This is a genomic window from Streptomyces sp. C10-9-1, from assembly GCF_024497955.1.
Taxonomy (GTDB): domain Bacteria; phylum Actinomycetota; class Actinomycetes; order Streptomycetales; family Streptomycetaceae; genus Streptomyces; species Streptomyces sanyensis.
This window is the reverse complement of record NZ_JANHKP010000009.1, coordinates 55194-72109: the sequence shown is the minus strand read 5'-3', so window position 1 is coordinate 72109 and position 16916 is coordinate 55194. Positions and strand designations below refer to the sequence as shown.

General features: G+C 73.1%; 13 protein-coding genes and 2 tRNA genes. 10 read left to right on the top strand and 5 right to left on the bottom strand.

Annotated features, from left to right (window positions below; translation table 11 throughout):
* Positions 1 to 23 precede the first annotated feature (23 nt).
* From NPS70_RS14495 to NPS70_RS14480, 4 genes are all read left to right on the top strand, one after another.
* Positions 24 to 1136 (top strand): SDR family oxidoreductase, encoded by a 1113-nt coding sequence (locus NPS70_RS14495; protein ID WP_256524631.1) that lies wholly within the window; start codon positions 24 to 26, stop codon positions 1134 to 1136.
* Between the two features lie 136 nt (positions 1137 to 1272).
* A complete protein-coding gene (locus NPS70_RS14490) occupies positions 1273 to 1731 on the top strand; it encodes a molybdenum cofactor biosynthesis protein MoaE (RefSeq protein WP_256524630.1) in 459 nt (152 codons plus the stop codon).
* Between the two features lie 221 nt (positions 1732 to 1952).
* Positions 1953 to 2129 (top strand): hypothetical protein, encoded by a 177-nt coding sequence (locus NPS70_RS14485; protein WP_256524629.1) that lies wholly within the window; start codon positions 1953 to 1955, stop codon positions 2127 to 2129.
* A gap of 84 nt (positions 2130 to 2213) precedes the next feature.
* A complete protein-coding gene (locus tag NPS70_RS14480) occupies positions 2214 to 3302 on the top strand; it encodes a PDZ domain-containing protein (protein ID WP_256524628.1) in 1089 nt (362 codons plus the stop codon).
* Between the two features lie 99 nt (positions 3303 to 3401).
* Here NPS70_RS14480 and NPS70_RS14475 read toward each other — a convergent pair whose 3' ends face one another.
* Positions 3402 to 3959, bottom strand: a complete 558-nt coding sequence (locus tag NPS70_RS14475) for a PPA1309 family protein (RefSeq protein ID WP_256524627.1) — start codon at positions 3957 to 3959, stop codon at positions 3402 to 3404.
* A 136-nt stretch (positions 3960 to 4095) separates the two neighbouring features.
* Between NPS70_RS14475 and NPS70_RS14470 the strand changes: the two genes are divergently transcribed.
* The 4 genes from NPS70_RS14470 to NPS70_RS14455 all read left to right on the top strand — a co-directional run bounded on the left by NPS70_RS14470 (position 4096) and on the right by NPS70_RS14455 (position 9603).
* Positions 4096 to 6984 carry a UPF0182 family protein gene (locus NPS70_RS14470; protein WP_256524834.1) on the top strand — a complete coding sequence of 963 codons (2889 nt, stop codon included), beginning with the start codon at positions 4096 to 4098 and terminating at the stop codon, positions 6982 to 6984.
* Positions 6985 to 7033: 49 nt separating this feature from the next.
* A tRNA-Met gene (locus NPS70_RS14465) sits at positions 7034 to 7107 on the top strand.
* A gap of 231 nt (positions 7108 to 7338) precedes the next feature.
* Positions 7339 to 9405: a tetratricopeptide repeat protein gene (locus NPS70_RS14460; protein ID WP_256524626.1), complete on the top strand. Its 2067-nt coding sequence runs from the start codon at positions 7339 to 7341 to the stop codon at positions 9403 to 9405.
* Between the two features lie 124 nt (positions 9406 to 9529).
* Positions 9530 to 9603, top strand: a tRNA-Met gene (locus NPS70_RS14455).
* Between the two features lie 170 nt (positions 9604 to 9773).
* On the opposite strand, the gene NPS70_RS14450 is transcribed toward NPS70_RS14455, so the two are convergent.
* Positions 9774 to 10190: a Fur family transcriptional regulator gene (locus NPS70_RS14450; RefSeq protein ID WP_256524625.1), complete on the bottom strand. Its 417-nt coding sequence runs from the start codon at positions 10188 to 10190 to the stop codon at positions 9774 to 9776.
* A gap of 156 nt (positions 10191 to 10346) precedes the next feature.
* Here NPS70_RS14450 and NPS70_RS14445 point away from each other — a divergent pair, with 156 nt between their 5' ends.
* Entirely contained in the window at positions 10347 to 11798 is a 1452-nt protein-coding gene (locus NPS70_RS14445) for a catalase (protein ID WP_256524624.1), read from the top strand.
* 82 nt (positions 11799 to 11880) lie between these two features.
* On the opposite strand, the gene NPS70_RS14440 is transcribed toward NPS70_RS14445, so the two are convergent.
* From NPS70_RS14440 to NPS70_RS14430, 3 genes are all read right to left on the bottom strand, one after another.
* Complete coding sequence (locus NPS70_RS14440) at positions 11881 to 12279, bottom strand: cyclic nucleotide-binding/CBS domain-containing protein (RefSeq protein ID WP_256524623.1); 399 nt, start codon at positions 12277 to 12279, stop codon at positions 11881 to 11883.
* Positions 12280 to 12516: 237 nt separating this feature from the next.
* Positions 12517 to 13176 carry a response regulator transcription factor gene (locus tag NPS70_RS14435; RefSeq protein WP_256524622.1) on the bottom strand — a complete coding sequence of 220 codons (660 nt, stop codon included), beginning with the start codon at positions 13174 to 13176 and terminating at the stop codon, positions 12517 to 12519.
* On the bottom strand, positions 13173 to 14321 hold the full coding sequence (locus NPS70_RS14430; protein WP_256524621.1) for a histidine kinase: 1149 nt from the start codon (positions 14319 to 14321) through the stop codon (positions 13173 to 13175). Before NPS70_RS14430 ends, NPS70_RS14435 begins: the two co-directional genes overlap by 4 nt.
* A 185-nt stretch (positions 14322 to 14506) precedes the next feature.
* Here NPS70_RS14430 and NPS70_RS14425 point away from each other — a divergent pair, with 185 nt between their 5' ends.
* Positions 14507 to 16804 carry an MMPL family transporter gene (locus NPS70_RS14425; RefSeq protein ID WP_256524620.1) on the top strand — a complete coding sequence of 766 codons (2298 nt, stop codon included), beginning with the start codon at positions 14507 to 14509 and terminating at the stop codon, positions 16802 to 16804.
* Positions 16805 to 16916 lie beyond the last annotated feature (112 nt).

The following is a 16916-nucleotide window of genomic DNA, read 5'->3' as shown; positions in this document are numbered from 1 at the left end:
AAGACAACCGCTGGAGACGCCTGGTGAGTTCCCCAGATCCGCAGGTTCGCGCAGCGCGAAACCACTCAACCCCGGCGCCGGGGCGCGGTCCCGTCGTCGCGGTCACCGGTGCCGCGACGGGCGTCGGCGACCTGCTCGTGAGGCGCCTCGCGGCCTCGGACGAGATCAAGAAGGTCATCGCGATCGACGAGCGCCGGGGCGAGGTGCCGGAGGCCCACTGGCACGTGCTCGACGTGCGCGACCCGGCCATCGCGGAGAAGCTCCGCGGCGCCGACGTCGTGGTGCACCTCGCCCTCGACCTGGACCTGGAGTCCGATCCCGCGGCCCGCACCGCCTACAACGTGCGCGGCACCCAGACCGTGCTGACGGCCGCCGCGGCCGCCGGGGTCCACCGGGTCGTGCTCTGCACCTCGGCCATGGTCTACGGGGCGCTCGACGACAACGACGTGCCGCTGTCGGAGGACGCCGAGCTGAAGGCGACCGCCGAGGCGACCGGGGTGGGCGACCTGCTGGAGATCGAACGGCTGGCGCGGCGCGCCCCGCGGGCCCACCCCGGTCTGAACGTCACCGTGCTGCGTCCCGCCGTGCTCGTCGGAGGCACCGACACCGCCCTGACGCGCTACTTCGAGTCGCCCCGGCTGCTGGTGGTGGCCGGCTCCCGGCCCACCTGGCAGTTCTGCCACGTCGAGGACCTGGTCACCGCGCTGGAGTACGCCGTGCTGGAGCGTGTGGAGGGCGAGCTGGCCGTGGGCTGCGACGGCTGGCTGGAACAGGAGGAGGTCGAGGAGCTCAGCGGCATCCGGCGCATGGAACTCCCCTCGGCGGTCGCGCTCGGGGCGGCCGCACGCCTCCACCGCATCGGCCTGACCCCCTCCCCGGCCGGGGACCTGGCCTACACGATGCATCCGTGGGTGGTCAGCGTCAGCCGGCTGCACGACGCCGGCTGGCGGCCCCGGTGGACCAACGAGGAGGTGCTCGCCGCGCTCCTGGAGGAGGTCGAGGGACGGCACACGGTCGCGGGCCGCCGCCTGGGCCGCAAGGACGCCACGGCCGCGGGCGCCGCCGGTGCCACCGTCGCCCTGCTGGGCACGGCGGCGCTGGTCCGCCGGGCGCGCAAGGCCCGCCGCCGCATCTGACCCGCCCGGGCGGCCGCCGGTGCGGGGGCGCCCGGTGCGGGACCTCCCCCGGCTGTAGGAGGCTCCAAGGCCCGGCGGGCGGGAACCGTCGGAGCGGCTATTCCTCGGGGGCGGCCCGGTGCGGCACGATGGCGCCATGGCACCCACGCACGACCACCCCGGTGAACTGGCCGCACAGGACCCGATCAGGCTGCTGGCCGTCCGCGACGCCCCGCTCTCCGTCGACGAGGTCTTCGCGGCGGTGGGGGACACCGCGGCCGGCGGCACGGCCCTCTTCGTCGGCACGGTGCGCAACCACGACGGCGGCGCGGACGTCGACGCCCTCGGCTACTCCTGCCACCCGAGCGCCGAGGCCGAGATGCGGCGCATCGCCGAGCGGGTGGCCGCGCGCTACCCCGTACGGGCGCTGGCCGCCGTCCACCGTGTGGGTGACCTCGCGGTGGGTGACCTCGCGGTGGTCGCGGCCGTGTCGTGCCCGCACCGGGGGGAGGCGTTCGAGGCCTGCCGCATGCTGATCGACGACCTCAAGCACGAGGTGCCGATCTGGAAGCACCAGCAGTTCTCCGACGGGACCGAGGAGTGGGTGGGCGCGTAGCGCCGACGCCCCCGGGGAGACCGGTCCGGTTCGGGCCGGGGCGCGCGGCGTCCCGGCCCGAGGGGCGATGCTCCGTTCGTGGCCCGTGGCGGCCGTCAAACCCGGACGGAGCCCTTGGGCCCCGATTTGCGTAACCCGGCCCCTGCCGCGAGCGTTGATCCGGCAGACCACTAATCTGCTGATCACTCAGTTGCGTTCGCTCATGGGGTAGGGAGGTCGCGATGGCAGTTCTGGCCTGGTTGCTGATTCCGCTTTTCGCCGCTGTCGGAGCCGCGATATGGGCGGGCTGGGCATCCCGCGACCGTACCAGCGGGGACGTCGCCGAGCTCGCCGGCTACGCCCGGTTCCGCGACGCGATGGAGCGGGCGGGCTCCGGTTCGGATGCCGTGCGGAACTGACCGCGGCATTCGCGGGCTGTTTGCACGGCTCCCGGGCAGCGGCCCCGGCCGCCCTCGCACAGCTCTGTCCCGTACTGTCGTTCCATGCCACGCCGCACCGCGACGATGCTCGCCTCCACCCTCGTCTTCATCGTGCTGCTCTGCGCGGGCGTGTTCTTCCGGGTTCCCTACGCGGAGATGTCGCCCGGGCCGACGGTCAACACCCTCGGGTCCGCGGACGGCGAACCGGTGCTGCAGATCTCGGGCCGCACCACCTATCCGACGACCGGCCACCTGAACATGACCACGGTGCGGGTGACCGGGGCCGACTACCGGATGAACCTCTTCGAGGCCGTGTACGGCTGGCTCACCCACGACAACGTCGTCGTCCCGCACGAGACCCTCTACCCGGACGGCAAGACCGAGGAGCAGTCCACCCAGGAGAACGCCGAGGAGTTCAGCCAGTCGCAGGAGAGCGCCAAGGTCGCGGCGCTGAGCGAACTCGACATCCCGGTGGCCTCGCGGGTCGTCGTCGCCGCCGTGGTCAAGGGGGCCCCTGCCGAGGACGTGCTGCACGCGGGCGACGTGATCCGGGCCGTGGACGGCACCGAGGTCGAGGAGCCGGGCGACGTGGCGGACCTCGTGGTGGAGCGCGAGCCCGGCGAGAAGGTGGTCTTCACCATCGTCCCGGCCGACGAGGCGGAGGCCGCCGAGAAGGCCGGGCGCGAGCCGCGGAAGACCGAGCAGGTCACCGTGACCACCGAGGCGGCCGAGGACGACGGCCGGGCCGTCGTGGGCATCCAGGCGGGCACCGACCACACCTTCCCGTTCACCATCGACATCCACCTGGCCGACGTCGGCGGGCCGAGCGCGGGACTGATGTTCGCGCTGGGGATCGTCGACAAGCTCACTCCCGGGGACCTGACGGGCGGGGAGTTCGTGGCGGGCACCGGCACCATCGACGAGGCCGGCGAGGTCGGCCCGATCGGCGGGATCGAGATGAAGCTGGTCGGCGCACGGAACGCGGGGGCCGAGTACTTCCTGACCCCGAGCGCCAACTGCGCGACCGCCGCCTCGGACACCCCCGAGGGACTCACCCTGGTCAAGGTCGACACCATCGAGGACGCCACCGGCGCCCTGGAGCGGATCCGCGAGGGCGACACCGCCGGGCTGCCCGCCTGCACCGTGGGCTGAGGCAGGCCGGGCCCGACCCGGGCGCCGCGCGGGGCCGGGGCACCGACGGGCCGACGGCCCGCGGCACCCCGGCGGCGTACGGTTCGGCGCGGGCGGGGGTCAGTCCTCGAAGGTCGCCGCGAGGGCCTCGGCCAGGCCCGGCACCAGTCCGGCCCCGGTCAGCACCTCGTTCGGCGAGTCCTTCTCGCGGAGCCGCAGTGCGGACTCCCGGGTGCCGTCGCGCAGGACGGCCACGGTCATCCGCACCTCCTGGCGGTCGGGGTGGGAGGCCACCCAGTCGGTGAGCGCGGAGCCGTCGAGGCCGTCCGGGACCGAGGCCTCGGCGCTCTGCGGAAGCATCAGCCGCTCCACCGTGAGGGCGCAGCCGGCCACGGCGTCGGGCCAGGCGATGGTGCCCAGGAACTCGTCCAGGGCGGCACCGGCGGGGATCTCGTCCTGCTCGATCGGGGTCAGAGGGGCGGCCGTGTCGCCCTCGTCCAGGCCGAGCTGCGCGGCGAGGTCGGGCTCCTGCGAACGCAGGCGGGCGGTGTCGACGAGGGCGAAGAGACGGGCCGGCTGGTCCCAGCCGAGACCCGCCGCGTACTCGTCGATCTCCAGGACGGCACGGGTGAGCGGACTCGCGGCCATGGGGGGGCCGGAGGAGGAAACGTTGGACATGGCCAATATCCTGCCTCCTTCCCGGCCCCGTGCGGGAACTAGGTAAAGCCTCGGTAAGTTGCATGAGTGAGGCTCCAGGTTCCCGGGGCCGTTTCAGACGACCGCGAACATCGAGGTGCGCACGTTGGCTTTCCAGATGCCGGACCGCGGCGGAGGCCCGACCGGGCCACGGATCAGAGTGGGCCGCCCCTCCCGGCGCGTCCGCACCCTGCTCATCACACTGGGCGTCCTGGCCGTGCTGGCCATGGTGTTCGTCATGTTCTCCGGGTTCTGGACCGACTGGCTGTGGTACCGCTCCGTCGAGTACTCCTCCGTCTTCACCACCACCCTGTGGACCAAGGTCGGCCTCTTCGCCGTCTTCGGCCTGCTCATGGCGGTGGCCGTCGGGCTGAACATCTGGCTCGCGTACCGGCTGCGCCCGCCGCTCAGTGCCATGTCGCTGGAACAGCAGAGCCTCGACCGCTACCGCATGGGGATCGCCCCCTACAGGAAGTGGGTGCTCCTCGGCGTCACCGCGCTGGTCGGGCTGATCGCGGGCGCCTCGGCCACGGGCCAGTGGCGGACCTGGCTGATGTGGGTCAACGGGGTCCCCTTCGGTGAGAAGGACCCGCAGTTCTCGATGGACGTGGCCTTCTACGCCTTCGACCTGCCCTGGTACCGCTTCCTCCTCGGCTTCGGGTTCGCCGCGGTCATCCTGTCGCTGATCGCCGCCGCGGTCACCCACTACCTCTACGGCGGCCTGCGCGTCACCAGCCCGGGCGCGCGCGCCACGGGGGCGGCCACCGGGCACCTGTCGGTGCTGCTCGGGCTGTTCGTGTCGCTCAAGGCGGTCGCCTACTGGCTGGACCGCTACGGGCTCGCGGTGAAGTCCAGCGACTTCAAGGCCACCAGCAACTGGACGGGCCTGCGCTTCGTCGACGCCAACGCCTACCTGCCGGCCAAGACGATCCTCTTCTGCATCGCGATCATCTGCGCCGTGCTCTTCTTCGCGACGCTCTGGCGCCGCACGTGGCAGCTGCCGGTGATCGGCTTCGGACTGATGGTCCTGTCGGCGATCCTGATCGGCGGCCTGTACCCGGCGATCGTCCAGAAGTTCCAGGTCCAGCCCAACGAGCAGGCCAAGGAAGCCGAGTACATCCGCAAGAACATCGAGGCCACCCGCAAGGCGTACGGCATCGACCAGGTCAAGCCCACCGACTACACGGGCCGCGGCGAGATCACGGACGCGAGGAAGCAGCGGGCCCAGGCGGACGCGGCGGCCAGCTACCGGATCAACGACCCCAACATCGTCTCGCCCACCTTCCAGCAGCTGGAGCAGGAGCGGAAGTACTACCAGTTCCCCGCCACGCTGGACGTGGACCGCTACGACGGCCAGGACACGGTCATCGGTCTGCGCGAGCTCAACCTCCAGGGCGTGGACAAGCGCAACTGGATCAACGACCACTTCACCTACACCCACGGCTACGGCGCCGTGGCGGCGAAGGGGACCAGCACGGCCAAGGGGATCACGGGCGCGCCCGAGTTCACCGAGTCCGGCATCCCCTCCGAGGGCAGCCTCGGCGAGTACGAGCAGCGGATCTACTACGGCGAGAAGACCACCCAGTACTCGATCGTGGGCGGACCGCAGAAGGAGCTCGACTACGAACGCGACGGCGGCGGCCAGGTCACCACGAGCTACGAGGGCGAGGGCGGCATCGACCTCTCCGGCCCGCTGAACCGCGCCGCGTACGCGGTCGCCTTCAGCGAGCCGCAGATCATGTACTCGGGCGCCATCGGCGAGGGCTCGAAGATCCTCTACAACCGCACGCCCAAGGAGCGCGTCGAGGCCGTCGCCCCCTGGCTGACGATCGACGGCGACGCCTACCCCGCGGTCGTGGGCAAGCGGATCCAGTGGGTCGTGGACGCGTACACCACGACCAACGGCTACCCGTACGCCTCCCGCACCACCCTCGGTGACACCACGGCGGACTCGCTGACCGACCGGCAGCGGGCGGTCGTCGCCCAGCAGAACCAGGTCAACTACATCCGGAACTCGGTGAAGGCGACCGTCGACGCCTACGACGGCACCGTCACCCTCTACGAGTGGGACGAGAACGACCCGGTCCTGAAGACCTGGATGAAGGCGTTCCCGGGCACGGTCAAGGCCAAGGGCGACATCCCGGACGAGCTGAAGTCCCACATGCGGTACCCGCAGGACATCTTCAAGGTCCAGCGCGAGCTGCTGAGCCTGTACCACGTGACCGAGCCCGCGCCCTTCTACAACGCGAGCGACGCCTGGCAGGTCCCCAACGACCCGACCAAGTCCGACAGCAACGCGGTCCCGCCGTACTACCTGTCGATGAAGCTGCCGGGCCAGACGGAGCAGCAGTTCTCGCTGACCACGACGTTCACCCCGAGCGGGCGCCCCAACCTCAGGGCGTTCATGGCGGTCGACGCGGACGCCACGAGCAAGGACTACGGCACCATCAGGCTGATGCGGGTCACCGACGACAAGGTCGACGGCCCCGAGCAGATCCAGAGCCGGCTCAACCGCCACGACCCCATCGCCAACTTCGTGCGCGACCTCAAGGGCGCCGACTCGACCATCAAGTACGGCAACCTGCTGACGGTGCCGCTCGACAGCGGCTTCCTGTACGTCGAGCCGATCTACGCCCAGGGCCGTGGCTCGGAGTACCCCCTGCTCAGCAAGGTGGCGGTGGTCTACGGCCAGAAGATCGGGTTCGCCAACGACCTGAGCGGGGCGCTGTCGCAGGTGTTCGGAGAGGAGAGCGCCGGCGACGGGACCACCACTCCGCCCGACACCGGTGAGCCGCCCGCCGACACGGAGGAGCCCCCGGCCACCGGCGACGCGGCCCTGAAGGACGCCATCGCCGACGCGCAGAAGGCGTACGCCGACGGCCAGGAGGCGATCAAGAACGGCGACTGGACGGCCTACGGCAAGGCCCAGCAGGACCTCCAGAACGCCCTCCAGCGGGCGGCGGACGCCGAAGGACGCCTGGAGGAGTCCCCGGCAGACGGCGGCTGACCTCGGTCGAAGCCCCACCCCGCGTCGTGGTACGGTGAGATCACAACGACGCGGGGTGGAGCAGCTCGGTAGCTCGCTGGGCTCATAACCCAGAGGTCGCAGGTTCAAATCCTGTCCCCGCTACTGAAGGAGAGGGCCCGGATCCATCAGGATCCGGGCCCTCTCGGCGTGTGTGTCCGTGCCCCCGTCCACGGCGGTCTCTTCGGAGGCAACCCGGGCGAAGTGCGTGCCGCGCGGCGTCAGTTGGGCCTCGACGTGTTTGACTTGTCTCTCTGTGGGCATGTCGACAAAACGCCGAAGTGACCTCTCAGGCTGCGGTATACCAGGTGTGCGCGGGTTGCGGGTGGTGTGACGATGGGAAACATGGGGGACAGGGCAACGCTGTTGGAGACAGGGCGGTTCGAGCAGCCGCATGCCGGAAACGTGGCGGACGCGACGGCCTCCGCCGACTTCGCCGACCGGGTCGAGGGGCTGGGCGGTGAGCACGACGCCGAGGAGACCGCCGGCGCCGAGGCCCGCCACCGGGGTGCCGCCGAGCGCGGTGACACCTCCTCCATGAGCGTGCTCGGTGCGCTGCTGCTCCGCAGGGGGGACCTGGACGGGGCCGAGCCCTATCTCCGTGCCGCGACCGCCGACGGTGACCGTGCCGCCGCCAACAACCTGGGTGTCCTGCTGCACCAGCGCGGCTATCCGGAGGAGGCGGCCGGCTGGTGGCGCATCGCGGCCGTCGCCGGTTCGGCCGCCGCGGCGCACGCGCTCGGGCGGCACTTCCGCGAGCGCGGCGACGAGCCGGCCGCGGAGTACTGGCTGCGCCAGTCCGCCGAGCAGGGCCACGCCCTCGGCGCCTACGCCCTCTCCGACCTGCTCGAGCACCGCGGTGAGGAGGGCGTCGAGCGCTGGCTGCGGACGGCCGCCGAGCAGGGCCACCGGGAGGCGGCCTACCGGCTGGCCCGCGCCCTGGAGGCGCGCGCGGCGGAAGGGGGGGCCCGGACGGCGGGGACCGCCGCCCTCGCCGACACCGGCCGCCACGCGCTCGCCGGCCGGCCCGTGGCGGACTCCCGCGGCACGGCGCCGGACACCCGCACGGGCCGCAAGGACCCGGGCGGCACCGTCGGCCGCGGAGCGGCCCGCGACGGCTCGCCGGATCCGGCCGAGCGCGCCGCCCCGTCCGTGTCCGCGCCGGAGCCCGCAGCCGCGCGGGTCGCCGCGGCGCTCCTCGACGAGGCGGCCCAGTGGTACCGCCAGGCCGCCGCCCGGGGCCACCGGAGGGCGGCGCTCCACCTCGGCGTGATCCTGGAGCGCCGCGGCCGCCTGAAGGAGGCGGGCCGCTGGTACCTGACGGCGGCCAAGGACGGGGAGCCGCGGGCCGCCTGCGCCCTCGGCTTCCTCCTGCGCGACGCGGGCGACGAGGAGAGCGCCGCCGTGTGGTGGCTCCGCGCCGCGCAGGACGGGGACGGCAACGCCGCCAACGCCCTCGGCGCGCTGCATGCCGCCCGCGGCGAGGCGCAGACCGCGGAGCGCTGGTACCGCGCGGCCATGGACGCGGGGGACGTCAACGGCGCCTACAACCTGGGCCTGCTGTGCGCGTCCCAGGACCGGACGGCCCAGGCCGAGCAGTGGTACCGGCGCGCCGCCTACGCGGGCCACCGCGAGGCCGCCAACGCGCTGGCGGTGCTGCTCCTCCAGGCGGGCGACCACGTGGGCGCCGAGCCCTGGTTCTCCAAGGCCGCCGAGGCGGGCAGCGTGGACGCCGCGTTCAACCTGGGCATCCTCCACGCGGGCCGCGACGACGACCGCACCGCGCTCGACTGGTACGAGCGGGCCGCGGCGGCGGGCCACACCGAGGCCGCGCTCCAGGTCGGCATCGCCCGGCTGAAAGACGGCGACGAGCACGAGGCCGAGCGGCACCTGCGGTGTGCGGCGGGCGGCGGGAGCGCGGAGGCCGCGTTCCGGCTGGCCGCGCTGCTCGACGCCCGCCGCCCCCCGCCCGGTGCCCCCGCGCTCGGTGAGCCCGTGGCGGCCAAGAGCGAGTGCGAGGAGTGGTACGAGCGCGCGGCCCGCCAGGGCCACCGCCGGGCCCAGGTGCGGGTGGGCATGCTCGCCGCCGCCCGGGGCGACGGGGCCGAGGCGGCCCGCTGGTACCGGGAGGCGGCCGAGGCGGGGAGCCGCAGCGGCGCCTTCAACCTCGGGCTGCTGCTCGCCCGTGAGGGCAGCGAGCGGGAGGCGTCCCTGTGGTGGACCCGGGCCGCCCGTGCGGGGCACGGCCGTGCGGCACTGCGTCTGGCCCTGCTGGCCGCGCGCCGGGGCGAGCTGGCCGAGGGGCAGCGCTGGTGCGCCAGGGCCGTGGATCTGGGGCCCGCCGAGGTGGCCGAGCGGGCCGCACGGCTGCGCGACGCCCTGCTGCAGGAGCTCACGGCCTGAGCCGGGCGGGCGGCGCCCGACGGCGCCGCCCGCCCGGCCGGGACCTCGCCGAAGTGGCCTGTGCCACGGTGCCCGGAAGGGATTTGCACTGGTCGTCGGCGTCCCGTAGGGTGGTGTTCACCGACGCGGGGTGGAGCAGCTCGGTAGCTCGCTGGGCTCATAACCCAGAGGTCGCAGGTTCAAATCCTGTCCCCGCTACTGAATCCGAAGGCCCGGATCCTGATCAGGATCCGGGCCTTCGGCATGTCCGCCGTCCTGGGGGCGGCCGTCCCCGGTGGCCCTCCCCGGGGTTCGCGGGCCCGGGACGGCGGAAGACCCCGGCGGTGGGCCGGGGTCTTCGCGGGAGCGTCGCAGCGGGGCGCGGGCCGCTAGGCGGCGGCGCACCGCGGGCACACGCCCCGGTAGGTCACCTCGACATCGGAGACCGTGAAGCCGAAGCGCTCCGTCTCGGGGAGGTCCGCCAGGGGGTTCCCCGAGGGGTGGACGTCGCGGATGGCGCCGCAGCGCGCGCACACCAGGTGCTGGTGGGGGCGGTGGGCGTTGGGGTCGTAGCGCTTGGCGCGCCGGTCCGTGGCCACCTCCAGCACCTCGCCGAGGCTCACCAGTTCGCCCAGGGTGTTGTACACCGTGGCCCGAGAGATCTCGGGCAGGCGCTCGACGGCGCGCGCGTGGACCTCGTCGGCCGTCAGGTGCACATGGTCGCCGTCGAGGACCTCGGCCACGACACGCCGCTGGGCGGTCAGGCGCCAGCCGCGTCCGCGGAGTCGTTCCAACAGGTCACTCATGGGCACCAGCGTAACAGCGAGGGGCGAGATCCCGAACAGGTGTGACTTTGGATGTGCACTTTACTTAGACAAAGTCCATCGTAGGATCGGGTTCAGTGCACACCGGGGACAGGACCGGGTGCACGGCGACGGGCAACGAGGACGCAGGAGGCGCACGTGACGCAGGGACCGCTCACCACGGAGGCCGGGGCACCGGTGGCCGACAACCAGAACAGCGAGACCGCGGGCGTCGGCGGACCGGTGCTCGTCCAGGACCAGCTGCTGCTGGAGAAGCTCGCGCACTTCAACCGTGAGCGCATCCCGGAGCGCGTCGTCCACGCCCGGGGTGCCGGTGCCTACGGCACGTTCACCGTCACGGCCGACGTGACGCCCTACACCCGCGCCGCCTTCCTCTCCGAGGTCGGCAAGCAGACCGAGACCTTCCTGCGCTTCTCCACGGTGGCCGGGAACCTCGGCGCGGCCGACGCGGTGCGCGACCCGCGGGGCTTCGCGCTGAAGTTCTACACCGAGGAGGGCAACTACGACCTCGTCGGGAACAACACCCCGGTGTTCTTCATCAAGGACGCCATCAAGTTCCCCGACTTCATCCACACCCAGAAGCGCGACCCGTACACGGGCAGCCAGGAGCCGGACAACGTCTGGGACTTCTGGGGTCTGAGCCCCGAGTCCACCCACCAGGTGACCTGGCTCTTCGGTGACCGGGGCATCCCCGCCTCCTACCGCCACATGAACGGCTACGGCTCGCACACCTTCCAGTGGACCAACGAGGCCGGAGAGGTCTTCTGGGTCAAGTACCACTTCAAGACCGACCAGGGGATCAGGAACCTCACCCAGGGCGAGGCCGACCGGCTCGCCGGCACGGACCCCGACTCCCACCAGCGCGACCTGCGCGAGGCCATCGAGCGCGGCGAGTTCCCGTCCTGGACGGTGCAGGTGCAGATCATGCCCGCGGCCGACGCGGCGGGCTACCGCTTCAACCCCTTCGACCTCACCAAGGTGTGGCCCCACGAGGACTACCCGCCGGTCGAGATCGGACGCCTGGAGCTCAACCGCAACCCGGAGAACGTCTTCGCCGAGGTCGAGCAGTCCGTCTTCAGCCCCGCGCACTTCGTCCCGGGCATCGGCCCCTCCCCCGACAAGATGCTCCAGGGCCGCCTGTTCGCCTACGGAGACGCCCACCGCTACCGCGTCGGCATCAACGCCGACCACCTGCCGGTGAACCGCCCGCACGCGACCGAGGCGCGCACCAACAGCCGCGACGGCTTCCTCTACGACGGCCGCCACAAGGGCACGAAGAACTACGAGCCGAACAGCTTCGGAGGGCCGCTCCAGACCGGCCGGCCGCTCTGGGGGCCCACCCCGGTCTCGGGCGTCACCGGCGACCACGCGGCCCCCGTGCACGCCGAGGACGACGACTTCGTCCAGGCGGGCACCCTCTACCGGCTGATGTCGGAGGACGAGAAGGGCCGCCTGGTCGAGAACCTGGCCGGCTTCATCGCCAAGGTCTCGCGCGAGGACATCGCCGAGCGCGCGATCGGCAACTTCCGTCAGGCCGACGGGGACTTCGGCAAGCGGCTGGAGGCCGCGGTCCAGGCACTGCGCGGCTGACCCCGCCTGCCGGGGCTCCGCGGGCCGGACCCTTCCCGGGTCCGGCCCGCGGCGTGTCCGCGGCGGCCGCCGCGGTGCCGCCTCAACCGACGACGGTGCCCGCGTGGCGTCGGGCCGGCGCCCAGCAGCGGATGATGTCCCGCACGGAGACCATGCCGACGGGCTCTCCCCGGTCCATCACGACGAGATGGCGGAAGCCGCCGTGCGCCATGGTCTCGGCCGCGTCCTCCAGTGTCCAGGAGGGGGTGGCGAAGACGACCTCGGTCGTGGTGTGGGCGCCGGCGGTTTCCAGGTCGGGGCTCTGGCCCGCCCCGACGGCGTTGAGGATGTCGCGCTCGGTGAGGATGCCGAGGCCGGAGTCGCCGTCGAGGACGACGGCCGCACCGACGCGGCGCGCGGCCATCAGGCGGGCCGCCTGGCGCAGTGTGTGGGCGGGTCCGATGGTCAGGACCACCGTGCTCATGGCGTCACGGACGAGCATGGATTCGAGCCACCTCCTTCGCGGGCCGGTTCCTTCGAGAACCGGTTCACAAATTCACAAGTGGGGGGACTCCCAGAGTCGCAGCACCGTCGCGAGGCGGCAAGAGGGCGCGCGAGGCCCGAGGGCGGGGGCTTCCGCAGCCGGGCGCCGCGAACAGCACGTCGAGCGCGGAGCGCCCGTTCCCTTCGGTCGCAGCGGTGCGGACCGGACGGTGCCCGCCGCCCGATCCGCCCAGGGTCAGCCCCCGGCCCGGTCCGTCTCGTACGCCCACATCGCCATCTCGACGCGGTTGCGGGCGCCGAGTTTGTCCATCAGGCGCGCGACATGGGTCTTGACCGTGCTGAGACTGATGTGCAGCTCGGCGGCGATCTCGGCGTTGGTGCGCCCCCGGGCCACCGCGGCCAGGACGCCCTCCTCGCGCGGGGTCAGTGCCTCGAGCGGCTGCACCGGGGCCCTCCCGGCCGCCCCGGAGCGGGCGAACGCGGCGAGCAGCCGTGCCGTCACGCTCGGGGCGATCAGTGCGTCGCCGCGCGCGGCGGCATGCACGGCCTGCGCGAGCATCTCCGGGCCCGCGTCCTTGAGCAGGAAGCCGCGGGCGCCCGCCTTGAGGGCGGCGTGGACGTACTCGTCGAGGTCGAAGGTGGTGATCACCACGACCGCCGGGCAGCCGCTGCCGCCGTCCGCGGTGAGCCGCCGGGTCGCCTCGATGCCGTCGATGCCGGGCATCCGGATGTCGAGGAGGCACACGTCGGGGCGCAGGGACCGGGCGAGTTCGACGGCCCGGTGCCCGTCCGCGGCCGCGCCGACGACGGTGATGCCGGGCTGCGCCCCGAGGATCATGGTGAGCCCCGTCCGCACGATCTCCTGGTCGTCGGCGACCATCACCCGCACGCTCACGATGCCGATCCGCTCCTCGGAAGCACGGCGGTCACGGTCCATCCGCGGCCGGGGTTCGGGCCGGCGCTGAGCGACCCCCCGAGCAGGTCGGCCCGCTCCGCCATCCCGAGCAGACCATAGCCGGGCACGGCGCCCGAGCGGGGGTGGACGGTGTCGCCGTCGTCGCTCACGCGCAGGTGGACCGACCGCTCGTCGGCCGCGACCGACACGGCGATGCGCGAGGCGTGACGGGCGTGCCGTCGTGCGTTGGTGACCGACTCCTGCACGAGCCGGTACACCGCCGTGGAGAGCGCCGGCGCCAGGCTGCCGACGTCCCCGGTGATCTCGACGTCGAGCGCAGGCCCCGCGGCGACCTGGGGAAGGGAGCCCAGATCGCCGACGAGCGGCGCGGGGGAGAGGTCCGCCGGCTCACCGCTGCGCCGCAGCAGGCGGACCATGGAACGCATCTCCGCCAGGGTGCGCGACGCCTCGGTCTCGATCACCCGCAGCGCCTTCCCGGCGGCCGCGGGGTCGGTCGCGGACACCGCCAGCCCGGCCTGGGCCCGGATCACGATGGCCGACACATGGTGGGCGACCGTGTCGTGGAGATCGCGGGCCAGCTGCTCGCGCTCGATCAGCCTGACCTGATCGAGCTGCCGTACGCGGGCGTACGCCCGGTACCGCCCCGCCTCGCCCAGGGCCATCGACGCGAAGAGGATCGCGAACCCGGCGATCGCGTCGCCCGGGCCGGTGCTGGTGAGGGGGACCGAGAGCACGGCCGGCAGGAGCATCACCGGCAGTCCGGTGAGCGCCTGGCGCTTCGACCCCCAGCGGAAGAGGGAGTAGGGAAGCAGCAGAACGAAGACCATGGTGTTGAGCGCCGGCGGGATGCCGCCCATCACCAGTGCCCAGACCTGCGTCAGGAACAGCGTGCCGAACGCGATCACGACCGCGAGGAGCGGCCTGGCCCGCCGCAGCAGGAGTGTCGGGACCAGACCGGCGCAGACCAGCAGGGACAGCGTCCGCCACGGGACGTCCGGCCGGAGCAGCCCCTCCAGGGCGGCGACGGGCAGGAGCACCGCGACCAGCGCCCGGTCACGCCAGCCGACGGGAGGCGGGCCCGGCGCACCGGGCTCGTCCCACAGGGCTCGTATGAGGTCTCGCACGCGGTCATCGTAGGTGCGCGCGCGCCCCCGCGGATCGGCCGAAAGTACCGCGGGGACATCGTGCTTCCGGCGGCGGTTCCCGGCCCGTGCGCCGAGGTGCGCGGGGTGGTCGGGCCGACACCATGGCGAACCCGGCGTGCACGAACCCGCGTCCGGTACACCCCGAACCACCAAGGAGCACTGACGTGTCGTCCCTGCTGTTCCGGCTCGGCCGGTTCGCGGCCCGGCATCCATGGCGGGCCGTCGGCGCCTGGATGCTGACCGCAGTCGTCGTCATCACCGCCTCGGCCATGGCCGGTCGCGATCTGGAGGACACCCTCGAGGCGCCGGGGCTCGACTCGCAGCGCGCCGTCGAACTGCTGTCGGCGGCCGGTTCGACGGACGCCGGCCTGACCGCACGGGTCACGGCCACACCGCGCGGGTCCTCGGAGACCTTCTTCGACAGCCCCGCCGCCCGCCGGGCGCTCGCGGAGGTCCGCGCCGAGCTCGTCGCCTTGCCGTCGGTCCTGGCGGCCACCGACCCGGTCGGCGGACTCGGCGCCGGCCCCGGGGCCGCGGTCGCCCGGGGCGACGTCTCGCCCGACGGGCGGGTGGCGCTGGTGACGCTGCGGTACCCGGTGATCGAGCACCTCGACGCCGGGGACCTGGAGGACCTCCGGGGGGTCCTGGCGGCCCACCGGCACGACGACGCCGTCCGGATCGAGGCGGGTGGCGACCTCTTCGTCTCCTTCGCGGAACCGGAGACCGGCACCGGTGAGGTGATCGGGCTGCTGGCCGCGGTGGTCATCCTCCTGGTCGCCTTCGGGTCGCTGATCGCGATGGGCCTGCCGATCGGCATGGCGCTCTTCGGCCTGGCTCTGGGCACAAGCGCCATGCCGCTGGTCACGTACCTCGTCGAGATACCGAGCTTCGCGCCGGTGATCGCGTCGATGGTGGGACTCGGCGTCGGCATCGACTACGCGCTCTTCATCGTCACCCGCCACCGCGAGCACCTGGCCGCCGGGATGGACGTCGGGGAGTCGGCCGGACGCGCGGTCGCGACCGCCGGCCGGGCCGTCGTCTTCGCGGGGGGCACCGTGGTCGTCTCCATCCTGGGGCTCGGCTTCGCCGGCATCCCCTTCATCACCGCGGCCGGCATCGCGATCGCCGCCGTGGTCCTCATCATGGTCGCCGCCTCGGTCACCCTGCTGCCGGCCTTCCTCGGACTGGCCGGACGGTCGATCGACCGGTTCGGCCTGCCCTGGGCCCGGGCGGGGCGCGGCGGAAGCGGCCCCCGCACCCGGCAGCGTTGGCACCGCTGGGGCACCCACGTGGCGCGTCACGCCGTGGCCTACACCGTCGGCGGCACGCTGCTGCTGGCCGCACTCGCCGCACCCGTCCTGACGCTCCGTCTGGGGTTCCCCGACGAGGGCACGCTGCCGGTGTCGCGGACGGAACGGCAGGCCTACGACCTGGTCGCCGAGGGGTTCGGTCCCGGGGCCAACGGCCCGCTCGCCATCGCGGTCGACCTCGCCGGCGACGCGTCGGTGGTCGAACCGCTCCACCGGGCCGTCGCCGCGGACCCGGGGATCGCCGCGGTGGCCCCGCCCCGGGTCGACACGGACGCGGACGTGGCCACCCTGATGGCCGTCGCCACCACCGCACCGCAGGACGACGCCACCCGGGCGACGGTGGAGCGGCTGCGCTCCGAGGTCTTCCCCCGGGTGCTCGGCCGCAGCGAGGCCCGTGCCCATGTCGGCGGGCAGACGGCGGCCTTCGCGGACCTCGGCGACCGGGTGAAGGACCGGCTGGTCCTGTTCGTGAGCGCGGTGGTCGTGCTGTCGTTCCTGCTGCTCACGGTCGTGTTCCGGTCGTTGCTGGTGCCGCTCAAGGCCGCGGTGCTCAACCTGCTGAGCATCGGCGCCGCCTACGGCGTGCTGGTGATGGTGTTCCAGTGGGGGTGGGGGGCCTCGCTGATCGGACTCGCGTCGCCGGTGCCGATCGTCTCGTTCATCCCGATGTTCATGTTCGCCATCGTCTTCGGACTGTCGATGGACTACGAGGTGTTCCTGCTCTCCCGGGTGCGTGAGCACTACCTGGCGACCGGTGACAACGACGGCTCCGTGGTGCGCGGCCTCGCCGGAACGGCCAGGGTGATCACCTCCGCCGCGCTCATCATGGTGGCGGTCTTCCTCGGGTTCGTCCTCGGTGAGGATCCGACCACCAAGATGCTGGGCCTCGGCCTGGCGACCGCCATCGCCGTGGACGCGACGGTCGTGCGCATGGTGCTCGTCCCCGCCGCGATGAAGCTGCTGGGCGGGGCCTGCTGGTGGCTGCCGGCGTGGCTCGACCGCCTCCTGCCGTCCGTCGACGTCGAGGGCGCCGTGCCCGGCGGCGCCGGGGGACCGGACGGCGACCACGGTCCGCGGAACCGCGACGGCCAGGCGGACGGGTCCGTTCCCGGGAGCCCGCCGCAGGGGGACGTCACCCTTCCCGTCCGCTGAGGCCGCCGGCCCCTCCGCCCACCGGCCGGGGTGCGAGGGGCCGGGGCTCCGGCGCGATCCGGCGGACGTCAACGCGCCTGCGGGGCCGTCGGGCGGGTGCCGCGCCGGACCG